The following is a 26,619-nucleotide window of genomic DNA, read 5'->3' on the forward strand; positions in this document are numbered from 1 at the left end:
ATGGGCTTTCTCGAAATAGACAACACCACCAAGTCCTATGGCGCGGTCGAAGTTTTGCACAAGGTCGACATCTCGATTGAGGAAGGGGAGTTCCTTGTCCTCGTCGGCCCCTCGGGATGCGGCAAGTCCACGCTGCTCAACATGATTGCGGGGCTCGAGGAAATCTCGAGCGGGGAAATCCGGATCAAGGGCGATGTGATGAACGGGGTGCATCCCTCGCGGCGCAACATCGCGATGGTGTTCCAATCCTACGCGCTCTACCCGAACATGACGGTCGGGCAGAACATCACCTTTGGTCTCGAGATGCACGGCACGCCCAAACCCGAACGGGAAAGGGCGATGAAAGAGGTGGCGCAACTGCTCCAGATCGAGCCGTTGTTGGGGCGCAAGCCCGGCGCCCTGTCAGGCGGTCAGCGTCAGCGGGTGGCAATGGGGCGCGCATTGGTACGCAACCCGGATGTGTTCCTGTTTGACGAGCCGCTGTCGAACCTTGACGCCAAGCTGCGCGTCGACATGCGCACCGAGATCAAGAAGCTGCACCAGAAACTGGGCACGACCATCGTCTACGTCACCCACGACCAGATCGAGGCGATGACCCTCTCGACCCGGATCGCGGTGATGAACGGCGGCTATGTGCAACAACTGGGCACGCCTCAGGACATCTACGACGCGCCTGCCAACATCTTCGTGGCCACCTTCATGGGCTCACCCGCCATGAACGTCGTCTCCGCCATGGTCGCGATCGAGAACGGCCGCCCCGTGGCGCAGGTGAGCCTGCACGATGGCGTCATCGCAACCTTGCCGTTCAGCCAGGACAACATGGCCGAGTGGGCGGGGCAGGACATCCTGCTCGGCATTCGGCCCGAGACGATCACGGACGAGGACGCGGCGGATCGCAAATCCTCGAACATCGCCCATATGACCAACCGGATTGTCGTCACCGAACCCGCCGGGTCCGACACGTTTGTGACAATGACGCTCGGCGGCAAGGACGTGATTGCCCGCATGCGTTCGGATGCGGATGTGCGCCCGGGGGCCGATTTCACCTTTGCTGTGAACATGGAAAAGGCCGTCGCCTTTGATCCCGCAACCGAGGCGCGGATTGCCCCCTGATGCAACCGGATGTCATCATAATCGGCTCTGGCATGGGGGGCGCATCCCTGGCCGCCGCACTGGCCCCCTCGGGGCGGCGCATCCTGATCCTTGAGCGGGGTGTGCATTTGCAGGCCTCTGCCCAAGACCGGGATACGCGCGCGATTTTCGCGGATGGCGTCTTTCGCCCGGATGAACAATGGCTGGATGGCACAGATACCCCCTTCAATCCCGGCAATTACTACAATGTGGGCGGCAATTCGAAGTTCTACGGTGCGGCCCTGATCCGCTATCGCGCGAGCGATTTCGCACCGGTGCAACACATGGGTGGAACGACGCCCGGTTGGTCAATCGCTTACGATGATCTTGAGCGTGACTATCAGGCGGCCGAGCAGCTTTATGCCGTTCGCGGAGCCGTTGCAGGCGACCCGACAGAGCCGCAACATTCCGAAAGCTACCCCCATGGCCCCATCCCTGATGAGCCTGACATTGCAGCCTTGCGCACGCGCTTGAAGGCGGTCGGTCTGCATCCGTCCTCGATCCCTTTGGGCGTGGACCTTGATCGCTGGCTCGCGGCGGGGCGGACCACGTGGGATGCCTATCCCGACACCTGCGGCGGCAAGATGGATGCGGAAAGCTGCGGGCTGGAGGCCGCGCTTGCGCATCCCAATGTCGAACTGCGAACAGGCTGCCACGTGACAGCGCTCAAGGCGGCATCTGACAGCCGCATCACCGGGGTTGTGGTCGCGCAGGGTGGCCGGTTGCAGACCATGACCGCTCCGATCATCGTGGTTGCCGCAGGCGCCGTGCAAAGCGCAGCGCTGTTGCTCGCCTCGGCCAACGACAATTGCCCAACGGGCCTTGCGAACCGCTCGGACCAGCTTGGGCGCAATTTCATGAACCACAACTGTTCTGCCGTCTTGGCGATGCATCCCTTCAGGCGCAACCGGGCAATCTATCAAAAGACGCTGATGGTAAACGACTTTTACCTCCGCGCGGGTGATGAACCGCCCTTGGGCAATGTGCAGATGCTGGGCAAGATCACCGGGCCGATCCTGGCCGCCAACTCGAACCTTCCGGGATGGCTGGCCCACATGGTCGCCGCGCGCAGCTTTGATTTCTATGCCATGTCCGAAGACCTGCCTGACCCGAACAGCAGGGTCACCTTGCAAAACGGGCAAATCAAGCTCGATTGGCAGCGTTCAAACTGGGACACGCATTTGCGTCTCGTCGCCAGGCTGAAGCAGTCGCTGCGCAAGGCGGGATTTCCGATAGTCATGTCCCAACCCTTTGACCGGCGCACCCCGTCGCATCAATGCGGCACTGCGCGCATGGGGATCGACCCGGCGTCCAGCGTCGTCGACACCTTCTGCCGCAGCCACGATCACAAGAACCTGTTCATTGTTGATGCGTCCGTGCTGCCGACATCGGCGGCGGTGAACCCCGCACTCACCATCGCCGCCCTCGCGCTGCGCACTGGTCGGCATATCCTTCAGACGGAGTTTGCCGCATGACCGGGACGGGATACGACTTTATCGTGATTGGCGGCGGTTCTGCCGGGTCCGTTGTCGCGGCCCGTCTGTCCGAGATGCCAGAGGCGCGTGTCCTGTTGCTGGAAGCGGGGGGCAGTGACCGGCACCCGTTTTTCCACCTGCCCGCGGGCTTTGCCAAGATGACCAAGGGGATCGGCTCTTGGGGATGGTCCACGACACCGCAGCGCGCGATGCAGAACAAGGTGTTCAACTACACCCAGGCCAAGGTGATCGGGGGCGGCTCGGCCATCAATGCACAAATCTACACCCGTGGCGCCGCGCAGGATTATGACGAATGGCTGCAGATGGGCTGCGTCGGGTGGAGCTTTGAGGATGTGCTGCCCTATTTCAAAAAGTCCGAGGACAATGACGTTTATGCCGGAAAGTATCACGGCACAGGTGGCCCTTTGGGCGTGTCGATGCCTGCGGCCCCTCTGCCCATTTGCGATGCTTTCATCGCGGCGGCGGGGCAGGTGGGCATCCCCACAACCACGGATGTGAACGGCGCCCAGCAGGACGGGGCAGGGTATTACCAATTGACCCAGCGCAATGCGCGCCGATCCTCGGCCGCCATGGCATTTCTCGCACCGGCCAGATCACGCCCGAACCTCACCATCCAGATGAACGCACAAGTGCGGCGGATCACGGTCGAACATGGCCGGGCCACGGGCGTCGAAATGGCGGATGGCAGCAGGATCACGGCGGATCGCGAGGTGATCTTGTCCTCGGGTGCGATCGGGTCGCCCCGTTTGCTGCAACTCTCGGGCATCGGTCCTGCCGATGATTTGAAAGCGCTCGGCATCAATGCAGTGTTGGACCAACCCGAGGTTGGGGCCAATCTGCAGGACCATCTGGATCTCTACGCGATTTGCGAGGTCACGGGCCCGCACACCTATGATCGCTTTGCCAAGCTGCACCTGTCTGGGCTGGCCGGGCTGCAATACCTCTTCACCCGCAAGGGGCCCGTGGCCTCCAGCCTCTTTGAGACGGGTGGCTTCTGGTATGCCGACGAAAATGCGCGCTCTCCCGATATCCAGATGCATCTGGGCCTCGGTACGGGCATCGAGGCGGGGGTCGAAGCCATGCCCAATGGCGGTGTGACGCTGAACGCATGCCACCTGCGCCCGCGTTCCCGAGGCACCGTGCGCCTGCGCAGCGACAACCCCGCCGACATGCCATTGATCGACCCGAACTACCTGTCGGACCCCTATGACCGCGAAATGTCGATCCGGGGGCTGAAACTGGTGCAAGACATCCTCTCTCAGGACGCGCTGAAACCTTACATCGTGGCCGAGCGTCTGCCGGGGCCGGATGTGAAAACGGATGAGGACTACTTCAACTTCATCTGCGTGCACTCCAAGACGTCGCACCATTGCGCCGGAACCTGCCGTATGGGGGCCGATGCAAAGGCCGTTTTGGACCCGCGCCTGCGCTTTAACGGGATCGACGGGCTTCGGGTGGTTGATGCCTCGGTCATGCCGACCGTCAATTCATCCAACACCAACGCCCCCTCGATCATGATCGGGGAAAAGGCCGCAGACATGATCAAACAAGACCAGGGACTGACACCATGATCCGCCACATCGTTCTGACCCGGTTCAAACCGGACACGCCCGAAAACAAGATCGCGGACATCTATGCGGGCCTCTCTGCACTGGCCGACAGGTTGCCGGGCGCGCAGAACTTTACCGGGGGCGTTCAGAAAGCCCCGAACAGATCGAACGCGGTTACATGCACGGCTTTGTCATTGATTTCGACAGTTGGGACGCGTTGCAGACCTATGCGGACAACGCAGAGCACAAGGCCTTGGGTGGCCAGCTTGTCGCGAATGCCGTGGGCGGGATCGACGGAATCCTCGTGCTTGATCTGGACGTTTGAAGGCAATCTCGCTTAGCAAGGTCGGTGCAGGATGAGTGCAATCAAAAGGCGGCGGAATGAAGGCTCGACCCACGATCTTGGATGTTGCAAAACAGGCTGGGGTGTCAAAATCGACCGTCAGTCTGGTTCTCCAGGGCAACTCCGCCGTCAAGGAAACAACGCGCGTGGCCGTGCGTCAGGCAATGGCGGATATCGGCTATGTCTACAACCGCTCGGCCGCTACGCTGCGATCTTCATCCTCGGGCCTCATTGGTCTGGTGATCAACGATCTGCGCAACCCGTTCTTTACGGAATTCGCCGCGCTGTTTCAGATGGAGCTTGCCCGCAACGGGTTTGCGACCGTCCTGGCCAATACGGATGAGGATCCCGATTTGCAGACCCGCATGATCTCTTCCCTGGTTGAACACGGCGTGTCCGGCTTCATCATTTCGCCCAGCTATGGCGGTGAGGCGGATACGCTGAGCGTGCTGAACACGGCGAATACGCCGACGCTTCAGGTGTTCCGCTCGATCAAACCGGACGATCCCAAGTTTCCGTTCATCGCACCGGATTACCTGCGTGGTGGGCGCCTCGCGGCGGAACATCTGCTCGAGATGGGGTGCAAACGGATCGCCTTTCTTGGCGGGCTCGACGGGCGCCCCGTGACCGAAGAGCGCATGAACGGATACTTGTCCGTGCTGGCCGAGATCGGGGCAGAGCCCATAGTGCTGACCGGGCAGGCGACGCGGTCCTTTGGCAAGGTCATGGCGGCAAAGCTGCAAACCGACTATCCGGATGTGGACGGTGTGATCTGCTTCAACGATCTGGTCGCCCTCGGTGTCTTGTCAGCCTGCCCCGAACTAGGGGTGCAGGTGGGCCGCGACCTGCGTGTCGTGGGCTTTGACGATATCGAGGATTGCCAGGACAGCTATCCGCCCTTGACCTCGGTCAGCTGCAACATCCCCGATTTCGCAAAGTCGACGGCGGCGCAGATATTGGCGTGGATCAAGGATGGCAAAGCCCCGCAAATGGCAGCGCGCAGCCCCGTGGAACTGATAAAGCGCGCCTCAAGCGGGGCCTGAGGGAACACGTGAAACACCAAGGTTTTTCACAGCTGAATTATGGAACGTTCCACACAGGAACATGACAAAAGGAACAGGGATATGACAGAGGTAAGAGTTGCTGTTTTGGGCGCATCCGGATGGATGGGCAAGGTGCACACGATGGCTTATCAGGCCTTTCCCCATTTCTTTGGTGACGGGGGTGGTACAGCCCGCGTGGTCGCGCTGGTCGAGGCGAATGCGGATGCGGCCCAGGGTCTCGCATTCCGCGCACCGGGCGCGAAGATACTGACCAACTGGCAAGAGGCCGTCGCGGACCCGGACGTTGATCTGATCGACATCTGCCTGCCGGACCTTCTGCACTATGACGTGGCCAAGGCGGCGTTGCTGGCGGGAAAACACGTCTTTTGTGAAAAGCCGCTGGCCGACACCGCGGCACAGGCGCGCGAACTGGCCGACATCGCGCGCGAGAAAGGGGTGATCACGCGCGTCGGGCACGCCTTTCCCCGCAATCCCATCCACGACGTCGCCAAGGATATCATCGAGGCGGGCGAGATCGGCGAGATCAAGATGTTCAAGGCCTGCCAGCACGTCGACATCTTTGCCGATCCGCTGGCCCCCTACATGTGGCGCGCCAATGGCGATCTTGCCCCGACCGGCATTGTTGGTGACACGGGCAGCCATGTCTTCAGCTTTATGGAGTTTCTGGTCGGCAAGGTCAGCGCGCTGATTGCCGACAACTTCATCGTCACCCCCAGGCGCCCTGTTGTGGAGGGTGTCGATTTTGGCGGCTCAGCCGAGTTGACGGGCGACGAGACGTGGTCCGAGGTCACCAATCCCGATGGTTCGAACATCCTGTGCAGTTTTGCCAATGGCGCGCGCGGGCTGGTCGATTTCAGCCGGGTCGCCACCGGGCGCAAGTTCATGCAGACCTACGAGGTCTATGGCACGAGGGGCAGCCTTGCCTACACGTTCGACGAGGTGAACCGCCTGCGGTTCTACTCCAACGACGACGAGGTCGGGCGCCGCGGGTATCGCGAGATTGATGTTGGCACCGAACATCCGACCTACCGCGCGTTCCTGCCACTGCCCAACTTTGCGCTGGGTTACAACGAAAGCAAGATCATCGAAGTGGCGGAGGTCGTGCGCTCCATCGTCTCGAACCAGCCGATGTGGCCCACTTTCGAAACAGGCCATCACATTTGCCAGATCGTGGACGCCTGTATGGAATCCTCGCGCCTCAAGCGTTGGGTTGAGATTGATTGAGCCGTAGCGCGCATAACAAGGAGGCTGCGGTATGAGCCTGTCCGTTCCCCAACATATCCTCGATGCGCTGACCGATGTGGTCATGCCGCGCCTTGGCCCCGAACCGGGGGCCGTGGGCCATGTCGCGGTGGCGGGCCATGACATTCCGGTGTTCCAGTGCGGCAGCCTCGTGATCGGCAGCGGCGCGGCCGGACTGCGCGCGGCTGTCGAGATGAAGCGGCGCGCGGTGGATGTAACAATCATCAGCCAAAGCGCCTGGGGTGGCACCTCTGCCTGTTCGGGGTCGGACAAACAGACCCTGCACACCGCCAATACCAAGGATCAGGGCGACAATTTCCAGGCCATGGCCCAGTCCATCCGGGCCGGTGGCGCGATGGACGAGGATACGGCCTATATCGAGGCGGTGGGATCCATCCGCGCCATGGCGTCGCTGCAATATCTGGGCCTGCCGCTGCCGCAGGATCACTTGGGCGGCACGTTGCGTTATCAGACAGACCATGACGAGGTGGGGCGCGCCACCTCCTGCGGGCCGCGTACCTCGCGCCTGATGGTCAAGGTTCTGGCCGAAGAGGCGTTGCGGCTGCACATTCCGTTTTACAACCACACCACGGCCGTGAAGGTGCTGACCGACGGGCAGGGGGATCAGAGCCGCGTTGCGGGTGTGCTCACCATCCGGCCCAAGACTGCGACTGACACCAACCCGCTGGGGCTGGCGCTGTTCACATGTGCGGCACTCGTCTTTGCCGCTGGTGGCCCGGGCGAGTTGTACCGCGACAGCGTGTTTCCCAATGGCTGCTTTGGCACGCTTGGCCTTGCGCTGGAAACCGGGCTGGAACTGGCGAACATCACCGAAAGCCAGTTCGGCATTGGCACCCGCCGCGAGGGGTTCCCCTGGAACCTGTCGGGCACCTATGTGCAGGTGATCCCGCACATCTATTCGCGCGATGCGGACGGAAAAGAACATCACTTCCTCGCAGACTATTACCGCAGCACGCAAGAGATGGCGTCGAACATATTTCGCAAAGGGTATCAGTGGCCCTTCCACGCCAGCCGGATGCTGGACTTTCAATCGAGCCTCGTCGATCTGGCGATTTTCCGGGAAGGCCAGAAGGGGCGGCGAGTCTTCATGGATTTCAACCGGAACCTGCTGCCTGTGCCCTGCGATCAGGACTTCAGCCTCGATCGGCTCGACGACGACGTCCGCAGCTACTTGATGAACGCAGGTGCAAAGCACGCTCTGCCTATCGACAGGTTGCGCCACATGAACCCGCTCGCGATCGAACTCTACAAGCGTTACAAGGTCGATATCACCACCGACCCCCTCGAATTTGCGGTGAACAATCAGCACATGAACGGTGGCATCGCGGTCGACACATGGGGGCGCACGAATGTCGCGGGCATCTATGCGGTGGGCGAGGCTGCTGGCACGCATGGCGTGACCCGTCCGGGTGGATCGGCCCTGAATGCCGGTCAGGTCTTTGGCACGCGCGTGGCCGAACATGTCGCTGCCAGCGGCCGGGCGCATGTGCGCTCCACGCAGGATCTGACGCGCCAGACCGGCAAGGCCCTCGCTGAAATAGATGCAGTCCTCAAGGCCGACAGCCCGCACAGCACCCGCGACGTGCGCGCCGACATTCAGGCCCGGATGAGCGATCATGCAGGCATCTTGTGCACCCCGCAAAACGTGGCGCAGGCGCGGGCAGAGGCGGCACAGCTGAACAGCGCCATCCGGCAGCACGGCATTTCACATACGCGCCCAAACGAGGTCGCGCGTGTCGTGCAATGGCAGCAGATGGCGTTGGCATCCGAGGCCGTATTGGCAGCCCTCGACCACTACATCGCGAACGGCGGCGGAAGCCGGGGCGCACGCGCAATCTGCGATCCCGACGGCAGCGCCTTGCCACAGGCCCGCACTGGCCCGCTGCCCGATGCGCGGTTCCGGCCCGAGCGCACAGAGGACATGCAGGCACAAATCATCGTCCGTCTGGACAAGGACGAGATGGTGATCACCACCCGTCCCAACCGCGCCTTCGATGCGACCGCAAAGTCGTTCTTTGAGCGCGATTGGCCCGCATGGTTGACCGGCGCCATCTACGACTGCGACGCAGACCAGTCCGGTTAGTCGCGAGGCGGCACGCTCACGCCTTGGCATAGTCCTCCATCGGTGGGCATGTGCAGGACAGGTTCCTATCGCCCCAGACGTTGTCCACGCGGTTGACGGGTGGCCAGTACTTGTCGACCCGGAAGGACCCGGCAGGGAAACATGCGCTTTCCCGGCAGTAGGGGCGATCCCAGTCCCGGACCAGATCCTCCATCGTGTGGGGGGCGTTCTTGAGCGGGTTGTTTTCGGGGTCCATCGTACCGTCCTCGATCGCGCGAATTTCCGCGCGGATGCCCAGCATCGCGTCGCAGAAGCGGTCCAGCTCGGCCTTGGTTTCGGACTCGGTGGGTTCGATCATCAGCGTACCCGCGACAGGCCATGACATGGTCGGCGCGTGAAATCCGCAATCAGCGAGCCGCTTGGCGATATCATCCACCGAGATATGAGCGCTGTCGGCAAAGGGGCGCGTGTCGATGATGCACTCATGCGCGACCCGCCCTGTCGGACCCTTGTACAGCACGTCGAACGCACCCTCGAGGCGCTTGGCGATGTAGTTGGCATTCAGGATCGCAACCCGCGTCGCCTGTGTCAGCCCCTCGCCGCCCATCATCAGGCAATAGGCCCATGAGATCGGCAATAGGGACGGGGAGCCAAAGGCCGCCGCACTGACAGCGCCTTCACCACCGTTTGGGTCGCCCGGCAGATGCGGGGTCAGGTGCGCCTTGACCCCGATGGGGCCCATGCCGGGGCCACCGCCGCCATGCGGAATGCAGAAGGTCTTGTGCAGGTTGAGGTGGCTGACATCGCCGCCCAGGTCGCCCGGACGGCTCAGACCCACCATGGCATTCATGTTGGCTCCGTCGATATAGACCTGCCCGCCCGCGTCATGGGTGATCCTGCACACCTCGATCACCGTTTCCTCGAACACACCGTGGGTCGAGGGGTAGGTGATCATGCACGCGGCAAGGGTGTCCTTGTGCTCTGCAACCTTGGCCTTGAAGTCATCTACGTCGATGTCCCCGTTCGGGGCTGATTTCACCGGCACAACCTTCCAGCCGACCATCTGGGCCGAGGCCGGGTTGGTGCCATGTGCGCTCATCGGGATGAGGCAGATATTGCGATGGCCCTGCCCATTGGCCCGGTGCCAGCTTGCGATGCTCAAAAGGCCGGCATATTCGCCCTGCGCGCCCGAATTGGGCTGCATCGAGATGGCGTCATAGCCGGTGATATCGCACAGCTTGGCCGACAGATCGTCGATCATTTCGATGTACCCGGCGGCCTGATCCTTGGGGCAATATGGATGCAACAGTGAAAACTCGCGCCAACTGACCGGCATCATCTCGGCCGCCGAATTCAGCTTCATCGTGCAGGATCCCAGCGGGATCATCGCGCGGTCCAGCGCCAGGTCGCGGTCCGCCAGCCGCCGCATGTAGCGCATCATTTCCGTCTCTGCCCGGTTCATGTGAAAGATCGGGTGCGTCATGAAATCCGACGTGCGGATCAGCTTGTCGGGCATGTTGTAATGCGGGGTGTAATCCTTGTCCTGCCGCTCGACCCCGAAGGCGCGCCAGACCTTTTCAATGGTTGCGGGCCGGGTGCGCTCGTCCAGCGTGATCCCGATAGAGGTCTTGCCGACGGCCCGCAGATTGATCCCTTCATCAACCGCAGACTTGATCACCGCCGATTGCAGCGGCCCCACATCCACCGTGATCGTGTCAAAGAAGGTCGCGGGGCGCACATCGAACCCGGCCTGCTTCAGCCCCTCGGCCAGCCGCGCGGTCTTGCGGTGGATGCGTTGGGCAATTGCCTTGAGGCCGTCGGGGCCATGAAAGACGGCGTAAAAACCCGCCATGACGGCCAGCAACGCTTGTGCTGTACAAACGTTGGATGTCGCCTTTTCCCGGCGGATGTGTTGTTCGCGCGTTTGCAGCGACAGGCGATAGGCGCGGTTGCCAAGGCTGTCGACAGACACGCCCACGATGCGGCCGGGCATGCTGCGCGCATAGTTCGCTCGCGTCGCCATATAGGCCGCGTGCGGGCCGCCATATCCCAAGGGCACTCCGAAGCGTTGTGTCGTGCCCACAGCAATATCCGCGCCCATCGCGCCCGGCTCTTTCAACAGGGTCAGCGACAGGGGATCGGCAGAGATGATGCCGATGGCTTTATGCGCATGCAGCCCCTCGATCTGGGTCGTGAAATCCCGAATGTGGCCATACGTGCCGGGATATTGGAAGATCGCGCCAAACACTGTGCTCGGGTCCAGATCGTCGGGACTGGCAACCGTGATCTCGATGCCGAGCGGCTGGGCCCGCGTCTTCATTACCGCGATGTTCTGCGGGTGGCAATTTTCGTCGATGAAAAAGCCGTTCACTTTCGATTTGCTGATCCGCTGCGCCATGGTCATCGCCTCGGCACAGGCGGTGGCCTCGTCCAGCAGGGACGCATTGGCGATCTCCAGCCCCGTCAAGTCAGACACCATGGTTTGGAAGTTCAGCAGCGCCTCAAGCCGCCCTTGGCTGATTTCGGGCTGATAGGGCGTGTAGGCGGTGTACCATGCCGGGTTTTCAAGAATATTGCGCTGGATGGCAGGGGGCGTGACCGTCCCGTGATACCCTTGCCCGATCAGCGAGGTCAGCACCTTGTTCTTCGATGCCGTCACGCGCATGTGGTGCAGCAATTCGCGTTCCGACTTGGCCTTGCCGAAATCCAGCGGCTCTTTCTGCCGGATATCCGCGGGAATCGTGTCGTCGATCAACGCGTCGAGGTCTTTCGCCCCCACCACTGTCAGCATCTCGTCCATTTCTGCGGGGGATGGCCCGATATGGCGGCGGTTCGCGAAATCATAGGGCAGGTAGTCGGTGGGTTTGAAAGTCATCGGGCGCGTTCCTCAGCCGATCATTGCGGTATAGGCGTCTTCGTCCATCAGGCCGTCGACCTGGGATGCGTCGGACGGTTTGATCTTGAAAAACCAGCCCTCTCCCAACGGGTCGCTGTTGGCGAGGCTGGGGTCTTCTGCCAGCGCCTCATTCACCGCGGTGATGACGCCATCTACCGGCGCCATGATGTCCGAGGCAGCCTTCACGCTTTCGATCACGACGATTTCGTCGTCCTTGCTGACCTCTGTGCCAACCTCTGGCAGCTCGACAAAGACCAGATCGCCCAGCTGTGATGTCGCATGTTCGGTGATGCCGACCACATAGGCGTCTCCATCGGCGCGCAGCCATTCATGCTCTTCAGTGTATTTCATCGGTTTTCCTTTCCCTTATCTTTTGAAATTGGCAGGTGTGAAGGGCAGTTGCGCCACCGTCAGGGGGTGCCGTTTGCCGCGCAATTCACCGAATAGCGGTGTGCCGAGGCGCGCGTGATCCACGCCGACATAGCCCATGGCCACCGGCCCGCCGATTGTCGGCCCAAAGCCACCAGACGTGATTGCGCCGATGGTATCGGTCGCATCCTCGCTTGCAAACAGGGCCACGCCTTCGCGCATGGGGGCGCGGCCCGTAGGGCGCAGCCCAACGCGCTTGCGCGCTGCACCGTGCGCCATTTGCTCAAGGGTGCGCGCGGCCCCGGGAAATCCGCCCGCCCGCGCACCGTCTGCACGCCGCACCTTCTGGATGGCCCATGTCAGCCCGGCCTCGACCGGCGTGGTGGTGGCATCAATGTCGTGCCCATAGAGGCACAGGCCCGCCTCGAGCCGCAGGGAGTCGCGTGCACCAAGGCCAATGGGCGCGACATCCGGGTGATCCAGCAATGTCTTGGCGATGGCCTCGGCAGCATCGGCCGGTACCGAAATCTCGTACCCGTCTTCGCCCGTGTAGCCCGAACGCGAAATCCACGCCTCGACACCCTGCACATCAACCGATGCCACATCCATGAACGCCATGTCCGCCACCCGCGCATTCAAGGTGGACAGCACCTGTTCGGCGGCAGGGCCCTGCAAGGCCAACAAGGCGCGGTTGGTGATCTCTGTCACCGTCACGTCCGGTTCCAGGGCGTCCTTCATGCGGGCAATGTCTGCGGCTTTGCAGGCAGCATTCACCACGGCGAAAACGTGATCGCCCCGGTTCGCCAGCATCAGATCATCCTCGATGCCCCCATCGGCATTTGTGAAAACCCCATACCGTTGCCGGTTGTCGGCGAGGCCCAGAACATCGACCGGGATCAACGTCTCGAGCCCTCGTGCCGCCGCCTCGTAGGTCCGGCCTTGGATGATGACCTGGCCCATATGGCTCACATCGAACAGACCGGCCTTCGCCCGGGTGTGAAGATGTTCCTTCATCACGCCCAATGCATATTGCACCGGCATGTCATACCCGGCAAAGGGCACCATCTTGGCCCCAAGTGCCAGGTGCAATGCGTGCAACGGGGTCTGTTTGAGATCGGACATATCGCACCGCCTTTTTCAAGCCGACGTGATTTGTGTCAAATCAGGCGGCACCAGATCGTGCGCGGACCATCGCCCGCGCGTCGGTGCCTCCTCTGTCCGGGGTGCCTGAGATCATTATCCCTTCGGCGGATGCGCGCGGCATCACTCTCCAGAGTACTCTGCGAAACGTTGGTCCTTTGGCCTGAGAGTTTCCGAGGCAGTTGCTCCTTCGGCACCAGTGATCTGGTTCTCCCAACGTCCGGCTTTGTAAGTTTCGTATAGGAAACTTCAGCAATCTGGCAAGTGGAATCTGTGACCTGTTCGCGCAGCCGCACGCCCTACGCGATGCGCCGCCCACGTTCACAGGCCCTTGCGATACCCCAAACCTGCCTAGGCAAAATCCCGGCTAAAGCGCGTCCACATCCATCTCCGCCGGTCGCAACCTGATCGCAAACAGCACCGCCACAAGCCCTGCGGCGGACGCGGCCAGCATCAGGATCAACAGCATTCGCGCCGGGTCGTCGGGCGGCAGCACAGCCCCCGTGAGCGTGGTCAGAATGGCCCCGCCTGACACGACCAGGGCACCGTTCAAACCCGCCGCGCTGCCTGCAAGGTTGGGGCGCACCGACATGGCCGCGGCATTGCTGCTCGGCATCGTGATGCCGTTGCCAAGGCCCACGAAGATCGTGCTGCCAAAGAAGACAAGCGGTGACAGGACTCCCGCGAGGATGGCCAGAACACCCAGCGAGAGACCGGCGCACGCGACCAGCCGCCCGGCCATCATCATGGTCGTCGGCGCATACCGCGCCGCAACGCGCCCCGCTATGAAACTGCCCGTTACGAAACCGCCCGTAATGGTCCCGATGTAGAAACCCAGCTCCGCCGTCGACACGCCAAATTGCGACTGTGCGACCAGCGGCGCGCCCGTTAGAAAGATGTAAAACGCCCCGGTCGAGAATGCGCTGCACAGGGAATAGGCCCAGAACAGGGGGGCAGTGAGCAGATCAGCCACGCGCTCGGGGTGGGCGCCATCGGCTTTGCCGCCCGCCTGCCGTGTCTCTCCCAGATCCACCCAGCACAGCGCAAACAGCGCAACACCCACAAGCGCATAGAAACAGAAGGTCGCACGCCACCCAAACGCCGTGTCGAGCACGCCGCCCAGCATCGGCCCCAACATCGGCGCGATGGCCATCGCCATGCTGATGTATCCGATCAGCCCGGCCGCCTTCCGCTCGGAATTGGTGTCGCGGACAATCGCCAGCGACAGAGCGTATCCGGCGATCATGCCGCCCTGCAACATCCGAAAAAAGAGAAAGGTCCACACATCCGTCGCAAGGGCGCAGGCAAGCGATGCAACCGCGAAAACGAGCAATGAGGCCAGCAGCACAGGACGACGGCCCACCCGGTCCGACAACGGTCCAACGACCAGCTGGATCACGGCCGTCACCGCGAGGTAACCCGCAACGGCAAGGCTGACCGTAGAGTAACGCGCATCCAGATCCGTCGCGATATTGGCAAGCGAGGGCAGGAACATGTTCAGCGACAGCGTCGACAGCGCGGTCAAAAGGATCAGCGTCAACAGGGTAGGAGGGGTCTTGGCGTTGGTCATTTTCGTCTGGCCTTGGTCCTGAAACAAAAAACCCCCGAACGAGGTTCGGGGGGCGCATGGAAACGAGTATGGAAACCGTTATCGGACCATGCACCTCTCGGATACGACGACAGCGATTGCAGGTTTCATTTCACGTCTCCTTTGGTGGTGAGGCTAGTGATAGTTCGGCGACATGGCAACGCCTGCGTTCCGGACGGGTTAGGTTCGGAAACCAGACATGGTTCATCGTCGTGTTCGAGGTCCGCGCGGCATTGTGGTGGGTCGCGTTAGCGACGGCGCTACCCTCGGCTCCTTTGACCAAAGAGACATTTGAGGTTGCTTAATTTCCTGGCTGAATGAAAGCCAGCGCAGCGAATAAAGCTACTGTTCGGTTCAAAGCTCGCGGTAGCTGATCAGTTCTATGCCAAGCTCTTCAATGCGCGCTCGCAGCACCGCGCTTGTCAGTGTCTCCAGACACGTCACACGATCTTCTGCGACGTCCTCGTAACCATCGTGCCCCGTTGCGCTCAACTCGGGTGAGGCAACGGCCGGATGGTCGATGAAGATGTAGGTGCCAGCGTCAAGCTCATCGAGTTGCTGCGCGAAGGATTTGACCCTCCGCTCAGTGTCCCTCGGGAACTTGGGATAGCCTTCGATCCGGGGAAGGCCGTGGCCAAACGCGTCGTCTTTGAGGCCAAATTCCCTGCAAAGATCAGAAATAACATCACCAAGCCGCGCGTCGAAGTCTTTGAAGTGCTTCAACATGTGGGAGCTGACATGCGACGCATTTCGGAACCTTGCGACTCCAAGCGAGATTTGAGCCCTGAATTCATTGGCAATCTCGTCGAGTGACCAATCCGCATTTGCCAAACACTGCGTTCCGTCACCGTCGCGTGGGGTCAGCATTGGCAGGAAGTTCCCTATGTCGTCGGTGAAACTCTTCGCCTGTGTCAGCGGTCGCCACTTCACCGCGTCCCACTCGCTTGTCAGGGTCAAGTGAATACCGACGTCTATGTCAGGCTGGTTGTTCAGTATCTCCGCGGCATGGAAGGTCCATGCACAGGGCATCATCACCTCCACACTTCGCGCAATACCCTCGGTGCAGGCGCGCAGACACCCGACGTTGGACGACCAACTCGATCCTGCGTCATCTACCCTTACAAGTATCCGAACTTTGCGCATCACCATCCAACCCAATCATTTTCTCAAAGATCAGAATTACACGCGAAGGTCCTGGTTGCACGCAACTCACTTGCCCTGAAATGTCGCGCCGCGCCCACCATTCGGCGAGCGCGCAACTTGCTTGCGCGTTGTTGGGTTTGATTTAACATGGATTTAAATCACACAGGCCATCCCACATGACCCTCGATCTCGACTTTGTGCGGGCACAATTCCCCGCGTTTTCCGAACCCTCGCTGCAAGGGCAGGCGTTTTTCGAGAATGCCGGGGGCAGCTATGCCTGTCGACAGGTCATCGACCGGCTCACCCGGTTTTACACGCAACGCAAGGTGCAGCCCTATTCCGACTACGACGCGTCCCGTCTGGGCGGGGAAGAGATGGATGAGGCGCGCACGCGCATGGCTGCCATCCTGGGTGTTGAGGATGACGAGTTGAGCTTTGGCCCGTCCACCACGCAGAACGCCTATGTGCTGGCGCAGGCCTTTGCCGAGATGATGCAGCCGGGCGAGGCGATTGTGGTCACCAACCAGGATCACGAGGCCAATTCCGGCCCTTGGCGCCGACTTGCGGATCGCGGGATCGAGATACGCGAGTGGCAGATCGACCCGGGCACTGGCCATCTTGACCCCGCAGCGCTTGAGGATCTGCTGGACGAGTCCGTGCGCCTTGTCTGTTTTCCCCACTGCTCGAACGTGGTGGGAGAGATCAACCCGGTGACCGAGATCACGGCATTGGCCCACGCCGCAGGTGCCTTTGTCTGCGTGGACGGGGTGTCCTATGCGCCGCACGGGTTCCCGGATGTGGGCAAACTTGGCCCCGACATCTACCTGTTCTCGGCATACAAGACCTATGGGCCACATCAGGGTCTGATGGTGATCCGGCGCGCCTTGGGGGAACTGCTGCCCAACCAGGGGCACTATTTTAACGCGGGCAGCCTTTACAAACGTTTCACCCCTGCGGGCCCGGATCACGCACAGGTCGCGGCCTGTGCGGGTATGGCAGATTATGTGGACGCCTTGTTTGATCACCATATGGGTGGGGAGGACACACAAGTGTCCCCGCGGGGACAGATCGTGCATGACCTGATGCGCGTCAGAGAGGTGGAGGCCCTCGCGACCCTCATGAGTGCCCTGAGGCAGCGCAACGATTTGCGCGTGATCGGCCCAACGGATGCCGCGACACGCGCGCCCACTGTCGCTCTTGATCTGGGCCGTGACCCGGTTGCGGTGGCCGCAGACCTCGCCGGTCACGGCATCATGGCGGGGGGCGGTGATTTCTATGCTGTGCGCGCCTTGCAGGCGATGGGGGTTGACCCGAACCGAGGTGTTTTGCGGCTGAGTTTCACGCATTACACGAACGACGCGGAAATCGAACAGCTGCTGCATGCGCTTGACGCAGTGTTATGACGTCCTGGCGTTGATCCATACGCGCGCGGGCTACGTAAGTCTTAGCAACAAAAGGGTTACGGGCGTTGAGCAGCACTCCGATTATCATGTGGTTTCGTCGCGATTTGCGGCTAAGCGATCATCCCGCATTGAGCGCGGCCTGCGCCACTGGCCGCCCCGTGATCCCCGTGGTGATCCGCGACGCCCAGGTTGATGCGCTGGGTGCCGCGCCCAAGTGGCGCTGGGGGCTGGGTGTGTCCCATCTGGGCGAAACGCTGAAAGGCGCTGGCAGCCGCTTGATCTGCCGCTCCGGTGACGCGCTGGAGGTGCTTGAAGCATTGATCCGCGACACCGGGGCAGGGGCCGTGTACTGGACACGTCTTTACGATCCGCAGGCCGTGGCGCGCGACACCAAGGTCAAAAGCACGCTCAAGGAGGCAGGCATCGAGGCGCGCAGTTTCGGCGGGCATCTGATGTTCGAGCCCTGGACAACCGAGACGAAGACGGGCGGGTTCTACAAGGTCTACACGCCCTTCTGGCGCTCGGTGAAAGATCGTGATGTGGACGCGCCGCTGATCACGCCGGGCCAGATCGCCACACCGCAAGACTGGCCCGCTTCCGAGGACATTGCCGATTGGGCCCTTGGGGCGGCCATGAACCGCGGCGCGGATATCGTGCGCCCGCATGTGCGTCTGGGCGAAAGCGCGGCGCAGTCCCGGCTGGGGGCGTTCATTGCCCACAGAGTGGCAAGCTATGACACAGGCCGCGACCTGCCCGCCACGGACGGCACATCGAACCTGTCCGAAAACTTGGCCCTGGGCGAGATCAGCCCGCACCAGTGTTGGCATGCCGGGATGCGCGCGATGCACGAAGGCAAGCCGGGTGCCGAAACCTTCCTGAAGGAGTTGGTGTGGCGCGAATTCGCGTACCATCTGATGCACCACACGCCCCACATCCTTGATGGCAACTGGAAGCCGGACTGGGATGCGTTCCCTTGGAACACCGACGACACAAGCGAAGTTATGTCGTGGAAACAAGGGCGTACGGGTATCCAGTTCGTCGATGCCGCCATGCGCGAGATGTATGTGACGGGCCGGATGCACAATCGCGGGCGCATGATCGTGGCCAGCTACCTCACCAAACACCTGCTGACACACTGGAAGGTCGGGCAGTCATGGTTTGACGACTGTCTGATCGACTGGGACCCGGCGGCCAACGCCATGGGCTGGCAGTGGTCGGCGGGGTCGGGGCCTGATGCGACGCCCTATTTCCGTGTGTTCAACCCTGTCACACAGCTCGATAAGTTCGACAAGAACCGCGATTATGTCAGCCGCTGGATTGCCGAGGGACGGCGCAACAAACATGCGGATGCGCAGGCCTATTTCGACGCGATTCCGCGCAGTTGGGGCCTGTCACCGGATGACACATACCCTGACCCGGTGGTGCCTGCGGATCAGGGCCGCAAAATTGCGCTAAGTGCCTATGAAAACCGGGGATTTTAGACCCAAACCCACTCGCACGGTTGCGTGCGGCAATGTGTCAAGCTAGCCTGACAAAAATGCGAACGGGGAGACCGCATGATCAAGACCACAACCGACGGCGAACAGAACTTGCCGCGTTACTTTGCCCGCGCGTTCGGCATGCTGCAAAGCATGAACCGGGGCCGCGTCGACTTCGTACTGCAGGATGGCCGCCGGTTTCGCGCCGAGGGGTCCAATCCCGGCCCGATTGCCGAAGTCTACATCCACAACGACGATCTTTTTGCCCGTCTGATCCGCGAGGGCGATCTGGGATTCTGTGACGCCTATCTTGACGAGTGGTGGAGCACGCCCGATCTGCAAGCCTTCATGGATTGGGTGCATGCGGACAACGACGACATCTACGACGGCTTTCCCGGCATGGGGCTGGTGCGCCGCTTTGAAAAGTTCCGCTTTTGGTTGCAACGCAATCACAAGGAACAGGCGCGCAAGAACATCAGCTATCACTACGATCTGGGCAATGAATTCTACCAACTGTGGCTCGACGACACGATGACCTATTCCAGCGCCTTGTTCGAAACCGGACAGGAAAGCCATGAGGCAGCGCAGATCGCGAAATATGCCAGCATGGTCGATCAGATGGGTGCGCAGCCCGGCGATCACATTCTGGAAATCGGCTGTGGCTGGGGTGGATTCGCAGAATATGCGGCCAAGGAGCGTGGGCTGAAAGTGACAGGGCTGACCATCAGTCAGGAACAGTTCAACTACGCGCAGGAACGTATTGAAAAGGCAGGTCTTTCGGGGCAGGTCGATTTCAAGTTGCAGGACTACCGGGACGAGACGGGCACCTATGACGGCATCGCCTCGATCGAGATGTTCGAGGCGGTGGGCGAGAAATACTGGCCGACTTACTTCGAGACGGTGAAGGAACGTCTGAAGCCGGGCAAGAACGCGACGCTTCAGATCATCACCGTGCAGGATCGGCGTTGGAAGGTCTACAAACGCGGTGTCGATTTCATCCAGAAATACATCTTTCCCGGTGGTATGCTGCCGAGCCCCTCTGTGCTGCGCCAGCAGATCACGAAGGCGGGCCTGGGCATCGAGAGGTCCATCGAATTCGGTCAAAGCTACAACATTTCGCTGCGCCGCTGGCACGAGACATTCAACGAAAAGTGGGACCACATCGCCGAGATGGGTTTTGACGACCGGTTCCGCCGGATGTGGAATTTTTACCTGACCTCTTGCGCGGCGACCTTTGAAAGTGCCAACTGCGACGTAACGCAGATCACGATCAAACGACCCGGATAGGATATGAAGGAAGACGCCCATGCCTGACGCAGCCAAACTGGTGGCGGCCCTCGGCATGGCTGTTCTTGCCTTTATCGTGTCCGGCATGATCATGCCCCTGTTCGAGGAAGACACGAATTTCGGCTGGTTCACCGAGGTGAACGTGGTTGTCGCGATCATCGTTGGTTGGCTGGTGATCGGTCGCCGCGCCGGGCGCGGTGTGATTTCCGCAGTCAACGTGGGTCTGACGGCCCCGGTTGTTCTGGTGTTCTGGGCCATCTTTATCCAGTCCTGCAACGAGATGACGCGCATCGCCATGAAGAACCGCTATGACGGCGCGTTCGAAGCTTTGGTTGCCATCTTCGAGATCGGGGCGGAATGGGCGTTGTTGATGAGCACGATACCGGTATGGGCCGTGTTGTTTGCTGGTGGCATGTTGGTCGGTCTGCTGACTGAATTCGCCTGGCGCACCTGGCGGTAAGCACATGAGAACCCTCTTTTTCTATGGCACGTTGCGCCATATCCGGCTGCTGGAATCCGTTCTGGACCGCGCGGCAGATGATCTGGATTTTGCCGATGCGACCTTGCCCGCCCATGCCGTTCTGGCTGCGCGGGATGGGCCGTTTCCGGTGTTGTTGCCCGACGCGGAGGCGCAAGCCCCCGGCGTCGTCGTGCGCGGCTTGTCAGAGCGCGATATTGCGCGTCTCGACTATTACGAGGCCGGGTTTGACTATGATTTGCAGCGCCTTGCCCTGGCGTCTGGCGAAGTTGCGGATGTCTACGTGCCCACAGGCACGCCCAGCCCGACCGACGGGCCGTGGGATCTGGCGCAATGGGTCGAGATGTGGGGCGCGATGAGCGTTGCGGCCTCGCAGGAGGTGATGGACGGGTTTGGCACCGTAACGGCGCAAGAGGTTGCGCGCCGCTTTCCCCGCATCCGCGCCCGCGCCTGGAGCCGGTTTTTGGCCCAAAACAGCCGCCATGGCAGCGATGTTCTGGCGGGCCGGGTCGAGATCGTGAACCGCACCCGCGCCTATACCGGTTTTTTCGGCTTGGACGAAATTCAACTGCGCCACGAAACCTTTGATGGCGGCATGTCCGAGGTGCTGGAGCGCGGCGTTTTCATTTCCTCGGATGCGGCCATCGTGTTGCCTTACGATCCTGTGCGCGATCGTGTGCTGCTGGTTGAACAGATCCGGCTGGGTGCCATCGGGCGGCATGACCCCGTGATGTGGCAGATGGAGCCTGTGGCCGGGCTGATCGATCCTGGCGAGAGCCCGCAAGACGCAGCGCATCGCGAGGCCCACGAAGAGGCGGGCCTGATCTTTGACCGGCTCGAGGCGGTCGGGGAATGCTATGCCTCGCCTGGTGCGGCGACCGATTTCTTTCACCTTTACGTGGGCCTGTGCGCTTTGCCCGATGGCAGCGCCGGTGTCAGTGGAGAGGTGGAGGAGGGCGAAAACATCCGCTCGCACATCCTGTCCTTTGATGCGCTGATGGAATTGGCCGAGGCGCGGCGCACTGCCAACGCTCCGTTAACTCTGCTCACCTATTGGCTGGCCTATCACCGCGACCGGTTGCGCGGTCCGGTGGGTTGAGGTCACGGTTTGCCCCGGCTACACCTGAACCAATGACATGAAGGAACGCTGCCATGCACTATGCCTCTGATCTGGCTGCCGCCATCGGAAACACCCCTCTGATCAAACTGCGCCAGGCCAGCGAGGAAACCGGCTGTACCATTCTGGGCAAGGCAGAGTTCATGAACCCCGGTCAGTCGGTCAAGGATCGCGCGGCCCTGTCGATCATTCAGGAGGCTGTGGCCTCGGGCGCGCTGCGCCCCGGTGGCACAATCGTCGAAGGCACGGCCGGGAACACAGGCATCGGCCTTGCGCTGGTGGGCGCGTCGATGGGGTTCAAGACGGTGATCGTCATCCCCGAGACTCAAAGCCAGGAAAAGAAGGACATGCTGCGCCTTGCCGGGGCGGAACTGGTGCAGGTGCCTGCGGCCCCCTATCGCAACCCGAACAATTTTGTACGCTATTCCGGGCGCTTGGCAGAGGAACTTGCCAAGACGGAGCCGAATGGCGCGATCTGGGCAAACCAGTTCGACAATGTCGCCAACCGCAAGGCCCATGTCGAAACGACCGGCCCGGAAATCTGGGAACAGACCGAGGGCAAGGTCGACGGCTTTATCTGCGCTGTCGGATCGGGTGGCACGCTCGCCGGAGTGGCCGAGGTGTTGCAGCCCAAGGGGGTCAAGATCGGCCTCGCGGACCCGGACGGCGCGGGCCTGTTCAGCTATTACACAACTGGAGAGATCGCGATGCAGGGCGGTTCTATCGCCGAAGGCATCGGGCAGGTCCGCATCACCAAGAACCTCGAAGGGTTCACGCCCGATTTCAGCTACAATGTGTCGGACGCAGAGGCGTTGCCCATCGTGTTTGATTTGCTGAAGAACGAAGGGCTGTGCCTGGGTGCCTCATCCGGTGTCAACGTGGCAGGCGCGATCCGGCTGGCCCGCGATTTGGGACCAGGCCACACCATCGTGACCATCCTGTGCGATTTCGGCACGCGCTATCAATCCAAACTGTTCAACCCTGACTTCCTCAAGGAAAAGGGGCTGCCGGTGCCTGACTGGCTGGACAAGGCGCCAGCCAGCATTCCCGGCGTGTTCGAGGACGTTTGATGCGTTTGGGCGCGCCCACGCGCGCGTTTGCGGCGTTGTGCCTGATCCTCTGGGCGGGCATGGCGTGGGCGCAGTCCAACGGCCCTGATTATGCGCAGTGGCAAACCGTTGCGAGCCGCGCGGAAGCGGCCGTAGAAGCAGCGCGCGCGTCCGATGCGGCCTTTGACACATTGCGCGGTGAGGTGGTCGAGTGGCGTCAGCAGTTTCAGGCCCAGCTCAACACCAATGACAGCCGCTTGCAGACCCTGCGCGAACAGATCGCCGCCCTGGGTGCCGCGCCTGCGGAGGGAGAAAGCGAAGCCCCCGAAATCGCCGCACGCCGCAGTGAATTGAATGCCCAGCTTGAACGGCTGAGCACACCCCGACGCACCGCCGAGGAGGCGTTCAGCCGGGCCAATGGCGTGATCGCCGAGATTGACGAGATCCTGCGGCAGCGCCAGGCCGATGAATTGCTGAGGATGGGGCCGTGGCCCGTCAATCCGGCAAACTGGGGTGGTGCCTTGCGCCACGTGGGCGAAAGTGTCGTGGCTGTCACCAGCGGCATCCGGCAAGCGTGGCACAACCCGTCGCGCCGGTCCAATGCGCAGGACAACCTGCCGCTTGTCCTTGTGTTGTTCGCGGTCGGCCTTGTTTTGCTCGTGCGCTCACGCCACTGGTCCGAATTGTTGGCCGAACGGATCCAGCGCGGCGATGCGCGTTCGGGGGCTGGTGTTGCCGGTTTCGTGGTGTCCCTTGGTCAAATCCTGTTGCCCATGCTGGGCCTGTTTGCGCTGGTGCGCGCCCTAGGTGCCACGCAAATCTATGGGCCACGTGGTCAACTGCTGCTCGACATCCTCGAGCCGATGGGGCTGTCGCTGTTCTTTTCGCTTTGGTTGGCAAGCCGGTTCTTTCCGCGCAGCGATGCGTTGCACCCCCTTGGACCTGCCGCCTGAGCGGCGCACTGAGGGGCGGATTTACACGCTGATCCTTGGTCTGGTTGTCGCGGTCTATATGCTGATCGACTCCTTTGCCGAGTTTGATCGCTATGACGCTGCTGCGGTTGCGGTTCTGCTCTTCCCCCTGATTGTTCTGGCAGCGCTGTTGTTGATCCGCATGGGGTGGTTGTTGCGGCGCACGGTGCGCGAGCGAGCAGAGGATGCGGGCCAAGAGCGGTTTTATTCCAACAGGTTCGTGGGGCTGCTGGGGCAGGGCGTGATCGCGGTGGGCCTTCTGGCGCCATTGCTGGCGGCCCTTGGTTACGGAGCGGCCGCGAATTTCCTGATTTTTCCGACGGTTCTGACCCTTGCCTTATGTGGTACGGTGGCGCTGCTGCAAGCGCTGCTGCGTGACATCTACGCTGCACTGCGCCCCGGTGATGGGGCGCGGGACAGCCTGATCCCGACGCTTGGCAGCTTTGTTCTGGTTCTTTTGTCTTTGCCCGTGCTTGCCCTGATCTGGGGCGCGCGCGTCACCGATCTGACCGAAGTCTGGGCGCAGGTGCGGGTTGGGCTGACCATCGGTGACATGACCATTTCACCGGGCAGTTTCTTTACGCTGATCATTGTCTTTGTCCTGGGCTATGTGATCACCCGCGCCGTGCAGGGGGCGCTGAAGACCTCGGTCCTGCCCAAGACCAAGATCGAGCCTGGCGGCCAGGTCGCCATCGTGTCGGGCCTTGGCTATGTTGGCATCTTCCTGGCGGCACTTGTGTCGATCACGGCGGCGGGTATCGACCTGTCCAGCCTCGCCATCGTGGCCGGTGCCCTATCCGTTGGCATCGGGTTTGGCCTGCAGACCATCGTGTCGAACTTTGTCTCGGGCATCATCCTGCTGATTGAACGCCCGATTGCCGAGGGCGACTGGATCGAGGTGGGCGGGCAGATGGGCTATGTGCGCTCGATCTCGGTCCGCTCGACCCGGATCGAGACCTTTGACCGCACCGATGTGATCGTGCCCAATGCCGATCTGATTTCGGGCACCGTGACCAACTATACCCGTGGCAACACGGTGGGCCGTGTGATCATACCCGTGGGCGTAGCCTATGGCACCGACACGCGTCGGGTCGAAAGTATCCTCAAGGAAATTGCCGACGCTCATCCCATGGCTCTCGCAAACCCCGCGCCGATGATCCTGTTTGCGGGTTTTGGCGCGGACAGCCTCGATTTCGAGGTACGCATGATCCTGCGTGATGTGAACTGGTCGCTGGCTGTGCGCAACGAAGTCAACCACCAGATTGCCGCGCGCTTTATCGAAGAGGGGATCGAGATACCCTTTGCCCAGCGGGATATCTGGCTGCGCAACCCCGAAGCGTTGCATCCCCAACCGGCGGCGGCCCCGCAGGCGGTGGATCCCGGTACGGCGCATATTCAACCCGAAGATCTGGGCGCGCGCCAGGACGGCGAAGATGGAGACGGGCGATGACCGAGATGATGTTCCGCGACGATGCCTATCTGCGCGATGCCCAAGCGGTGGTGCAGGCCCACACGCCCGAAGGTGGCATCGTGCTGGATCAGACCCTGTTTTATCCAACCGGGGGCGGGCAACCCGGTGACAGTGGCACGCTGAGTTGGGGCAGCACCAGCATGGCCATTGCCACGGCGGTGAAAGGCGAGGGGGACTGCATCGTACTTGTCCCTGCCGAGCCGCGCGCGTTGCCAACTGTGGGCAGCACGGTCACGCAAAGCCTCGATTGGGACCGGCGCTATGGCCACATGCGTGTCCACACTGCGCTGCATCTTTTGTCGGTGGTCATGCCCTTTGGTGTGACGGGCGGGTCGATTGGTGCGGCACGCGGGCGGCTTGATTTCGACATGGCCGATGCGCCCGAGGATCGCGACGCGCTCGAGGCGGCCTTGAACGCGCATGTGGCGTCCGACTTGCGGGTGAGCGAGGAGTGGATCACCCAAGCCGATCTGGACGCAAACCCCGGCATGGTCAAAACCCTGTCCGTGCAGCCCCCGCGCTCTGCGGGGCGGATACGGCTTGTGCGGATCGGGGACGGGGATCAGGTGATTGATCTGCAGCCCTGTGGCGGCACCCACGTGGCCCGCACGGGTGAAATCGGCGCGCTGCGCATCGGCAAGATCGAAAAGAAGGGGCGGATGAATCGCCGCGTCTATCTGCATCTGGACGGGTAGGGGCGGCGCGACGGCACAGTTTTGGGTTTGTGCCTAGAGGTGCGCCTTCCAGCGGTCAGCTGTACCCACCCGGTCAAGAAATCCGATAGGCAGAAAGCCGTTAGAGATGGCCGTGACCTTGGCTGCGCCGACGTAATGGGATTGCACGACGGGCCATACGGTCACGTGCTCAGAACACCTTGGGGCCGGCGTCAGTCACGACATCGCGGTCATGGGGTGGTCGGAGCATGGCGGTAAAATCGGAGAACGAACATTCTTTTTGCAACCGGCTTGCCATTGGGTGCCAGAATTGGGTAGACCGCGCGCACGGACAGGTGGCCGAGTGGTCGAAGGCGCACGCCTGGAAAGTGTGTAGGCGGGAGACCGTCTCCAGGGTTCGAATCCCTGTCTGTCCGCCACTCTCCCTCTTAGCTGGTTTCTGCGACGTTTCTGGTGCGCGCGCAGTGGGTTGATTCCGACCGGTTTGAAAGCGCAACGTCTCCACAACCCTTGGTCACATCACAGCGTTTGGGTTGCTCAATTTCTGAGACAACTGTATGTGCCGCCCATCTCATATTTGATTTTTCAACATATAGAGGCGCATGTTTTGGAAGGCATCCAAGGCTCCGCCATCCTGACTTGTGCG

Annotated in this window: 21 protein-coding genes, 1 tRNA gene, 1 pseudogene and 1 riboswitch; of the genes and pseudogenes, 17 read left to right on the top strand and 6 right to left on the bottom strand. The window is 61.6% G+C overall.

Features of this window, described 5'->3' with window-relative positions:
- The 7 genes and pseudogenes from ACMHLQ_RS22765 (at position 1) to ACMHLQ_RS22795 (ending at position 8,930) form a co-directional block, all read left to right on the top strand.
- Entirely contained in the window at positions 1-1,113 is a 1,113-nt protein-coding gene (locus ACMHLQ_RS22765; RefSeq protein ID WP_415402942.1) for an ABC transporter ATP-binding protein, read from the top strand.
- Positions 1,113-2,606: a GMC oxidoreductase gene (locus ACMHLQ_RS22770; RefSeq protein ID WP_415402943.1), complete on the top strand. Its 1,494-nt coding sequence runs from the start codon at positions 1,113-1,115 to the stop codon at positions 2,604-2,606. Before ACMHLQ_RS22765 ends, ACMHLQ_RS22770 begins: the two co-directional genes overlap by 1 nt.
- The gene (locus tag ACMHLQ_RS22775; protein ID WP_415402944.1) at positions 2,603-4,198 is read left to right on the top strand and encodes a GMC family oxidoreductase; all 1,596 of its coding nucleotides are present in this window, start codon (positions 2,603-2,605) and stop codon (positions 4,196-4,198) included. The genes ACMHLQ_RS22770 and ACMHLQ_RS22775 overlap by 4 nt, the downstream gene beginning before the upstream one ends.
- Positions 4,195-4,502 (top strand): annotated as a pseudogene (locus ACMHLQ_RS22780) (Dabb family protein). The gene ACMHLQ_RS22775 and the pseudogene ACMHLQ_RS22780 overlap by 4 nt, the downstream one beginning before the upstream one ends.
- A gap of 56 nt (positions 4,503-4,558) precedes the next feature.
- Positions 4,559-5,563, top strand: a complete 1,005-nt coding sequence (locus tag ACMHLQ_RS22785; protein ID WP_415402945.1) for a LacI family DNA-binding transcriptional regulator — start codon at positions 4,559-4,561, stop codon at positions 5,561-5,563.
- Between the two features lie 81 nt (positions 5,564-5,644).
- A complete protein-coding gene (locus tag ACMHLQ_RS22790; RefSeq protein ID WP_415402946.1) occupies positions 5,645-6,808 on the top strand; it encodes a Gfo/Idh/MocA family protein in 1,164 nt (387 codons plus the stop codon).
- Positions 6,809-6,839: 31 nt separating this feature from the next.
- Entirely contained in the window at positions 6,840-8,930 is a 2,091-nt protein-coding gene (locus tag ACMHLQ_RS22795) for an FAD-binding protein (protein WP_415402948.1), read from the top strand.
- Between the two features lie 16 nt (positions 8,931-8,946).
- Here ACMHLQ_RS22795 and gcvP read toward each other — a convergent pair whose 3' ends face one another.
- The 5 genes from gcvP to ACMHLQ_RS22820 form a co-directional block, all read right to left on the bottom strand.
- Positions 8,947-11,784: an aminomethyl-transferring glycine dehydrogenase gene (gene gcvP / locus ACMHLQ_RS22800; protein WP_415402949.1), complete on the bottom strand. Its 2,838-nt coding sequence runs from the start codon at positions 11,782-11,784 to the stop codon at positions 8,947-8,949.
- Between the two features lie 12 nt (positions 11,785-11,796).
- Positions 11,797-12,156, bottom strand: coding sequence for a glycine cleavage system protein GcvH (gene gcvH, locus ACMHLQ_RS22805; RefSeq protein WP_415402950.1), 360 nt, complete (start codon positions 12,154-12,156; stop codon positions 11,797-11,799).
- 15 nt (positions 12,157-12,171) lie between these two features.
- Positions 12,172-13,296: a glycine cleavage system aminomethyltransferase GcvT gene (gcvT, locus tag ACMHLQ_RS22810; RefSeq protein WP_415402951.1), complete on the bottom strand. Its 1,125-nt coding sequence runs from the start codon at positions 13,294-13,296 to the stop codon at positions 12,172-12,174.
- Positions 13,297-13,455: 159 nt separating this feature from the next.
- A riboswitch (glycine riboswitch) is annotated at positions 13,456-13,540 on the bottom strand.
- Positions 13,541-13,681: 141 nt separating this feature from the next.
- Positions 13,682-14,884: a multidrug effflux MFS transporter gene (locus ACMHLQ_RS22815; RefSeq protein WP_415402952.1), complete on the bottom strand. Its 1,203-nt coding sequence runs from the start codon at positions 14,882-14,884 to the stop codon at positions 13,682-13,684.
- Positions 14,885-15,256: 372 nt separating this feature from the next.
- Positions 15,257-16,051: a ChbG/HpnK family deacetylase gene (locus tag ACMHLQ_RS22820; protein WP_415402953.1), complete on the bottom strand. Its 795-nt coding sequence runs from the start codon at positions 16,049-16,051 to the stop codon at positions 15,257-15,259.
- Positions 16,052-16,221: 170 nt separating this feature from the next.
- On the opposite strand from ACMHLQ_RS22820, the gene ACMHLQ_RS22825 reads away from it, so the two are divergent.
- The 9 genes from ACMHLQ_RS22825 to ACMHLQ_RS22865 all read left to right on the top strand — a co-directional run bounded on the left by ACMHLQ_RS22825 (position 16,222) and on the right by ACMHLQ_RS22865 (position 25,994).
- Positions 16,222-17,448, top strand: a complete 1,227-nt coding sequence (locus ACMHLQ_RS22825; protein ID WP_415402955.1) for an aminotransferase class V-fold PLP-dependent enzyme — start codon at positions 16,222-16,224, stop codon at positions 17,446-17,448.
- A gap of 86 nt (positions 17,449-17,534) precedes the next feature.
- Positions 17,535-18,929, top strand: coding sequence for a cryptochrome/photolyase family protein (locus tag ACMHLQ_RS22830; RefSeq protein WP_415402956.1), 1,395 nt, complete (start codon positions 17,535-17,537; stop codon positions 18,927-18,929).
- Between the two features lie 75 nt (positions 18,930-19,004).
- Complete coding sequence (locus tag ACMHLQ_RS22835) at positions 19,005-20,213, top strand: class I SAM-dependent methyltransferase (protein WP_415402957.1); 1,209 nt, start codon at positions 19,005-19,007, stop codon at positions 20,211-20,213.
- Positions 20,214-20,232: 19 nt separating this feature from the next.
- The gene (locus ACMHLQ_RS22840; RefSeq protein WP_415402958.1) at positions 20,233-20,673 is read left to right on the top strand and encodes a TrgA family protein; all 441 of its coding nucleotides are present in this window, start codon (positions 20,233-20,235) and stop codon (positions 20,671-20,673) included.
- A gap of 4 nt (positions 20,674-20,677) precedes the next feature.
- Positions 20,678-21,790 (top strand): NUDIX domain-containing protein, encoded by a 1,113-nt coding sequence (locus ACMHLQ_RS22845; RefSeq protein WP_415402959.1) that lies wholly within the window; start codon positions 20,678-20,680, stop codon positions 21,788-21,790.
- 53 nt (positions 21,791-21,843) lie between these two features.
- Positions 21,844-22,878 carry a cysteine synthase A gene (locus tag ACMHLQ_RS22850; RefSeq protein WP_415402960.1) on the top strand — a complete coding sequence of 345 codons (1,035 nt, stop codon included), beginning with the start codon at positions 21,844-21,846 and terminating at the stop codon, positions 22,876-22,878.
- Entirely contained in the window at positions 22,878-23,810 is a 933-nt protein-coding gene (locus tag ACMHLQ_RS22855) for a DUF3772 domain-containing protein (protein WP_415402961.1), read from the top strand. Before ACMHLQ_RS22850 ends, ACMHLQ_RS22855 begins: the two co-directional genes overlap by 1 nt.
- Positions 23,794-25,278, top strand: a complete 1,485-nt coding sequence (locus ACMHLQ_RS22860; RefSeq protein ID WP_415402962.1) for a mechanosensitive ion channel family protein — start codon at positions 23,794-23,796, stop codon at positions 25,276-25,278. The genes ACMHLQ_RS22855 and ACMHLQ_RS22860 overlap by 17 nt, the downstream gene beginning before the upstream one ends.
- Positions 25,275-25,994 (top strand): alanyl-tRNA editing protein, encoded by a 720-nt coding sequence (locus ACMHLQ_RS22865; protein ID WP_415402963.1) that lies wholly within the window; start codon positions 25,275-25,277, stop codon positions 25,992-25,994. The genes ACMHLQ_RS22860 and ACMHLQ_RS22865 overlap by 4 nt, the downstream gene beginning before the upstream one ends.
- A gap of 33 nt (positions 25,995-26,027) precedes the next feature.
- Here the strand turns inward: ACMHLQ_RS22865 and ACMHLQ_RS22870 are convergent, their stop codons facing one another.
- Positions 26,028-26,159: a hypothetical protein gene (locus ACMHLQ_RS22870; protein WP_415402964.1), complete on the bottom strand. Its 132-nt coding sequence runs from the start codon at positions 26,157-26,159 to the stop codon at positions 26,028-26,030.
- A gap of 143 nt (positions 26,160-26,302) precedes the next feature.
- Here ACMHLQ_RS22870 and ACMHLQ_RS22875 point away from each other — a divergent pair.
- Positions 26,303-26,392 (top strand) — tRNA-Ser (locus ACMHLQ_RS22875).
- Positions 26,393-26,619: the final 227 nt, after the last annotated feature.

This window comes from Tateyamaria algicola (assembly GCF_047715485.1).
In the GTDB taxonomy this organism is placed as follows: domain Bacteria; phylum Pseudomonadota; class Alphaproteobacteria; order Rhodobacterales; family Rhodobacteraceae; genus Tateyamaria.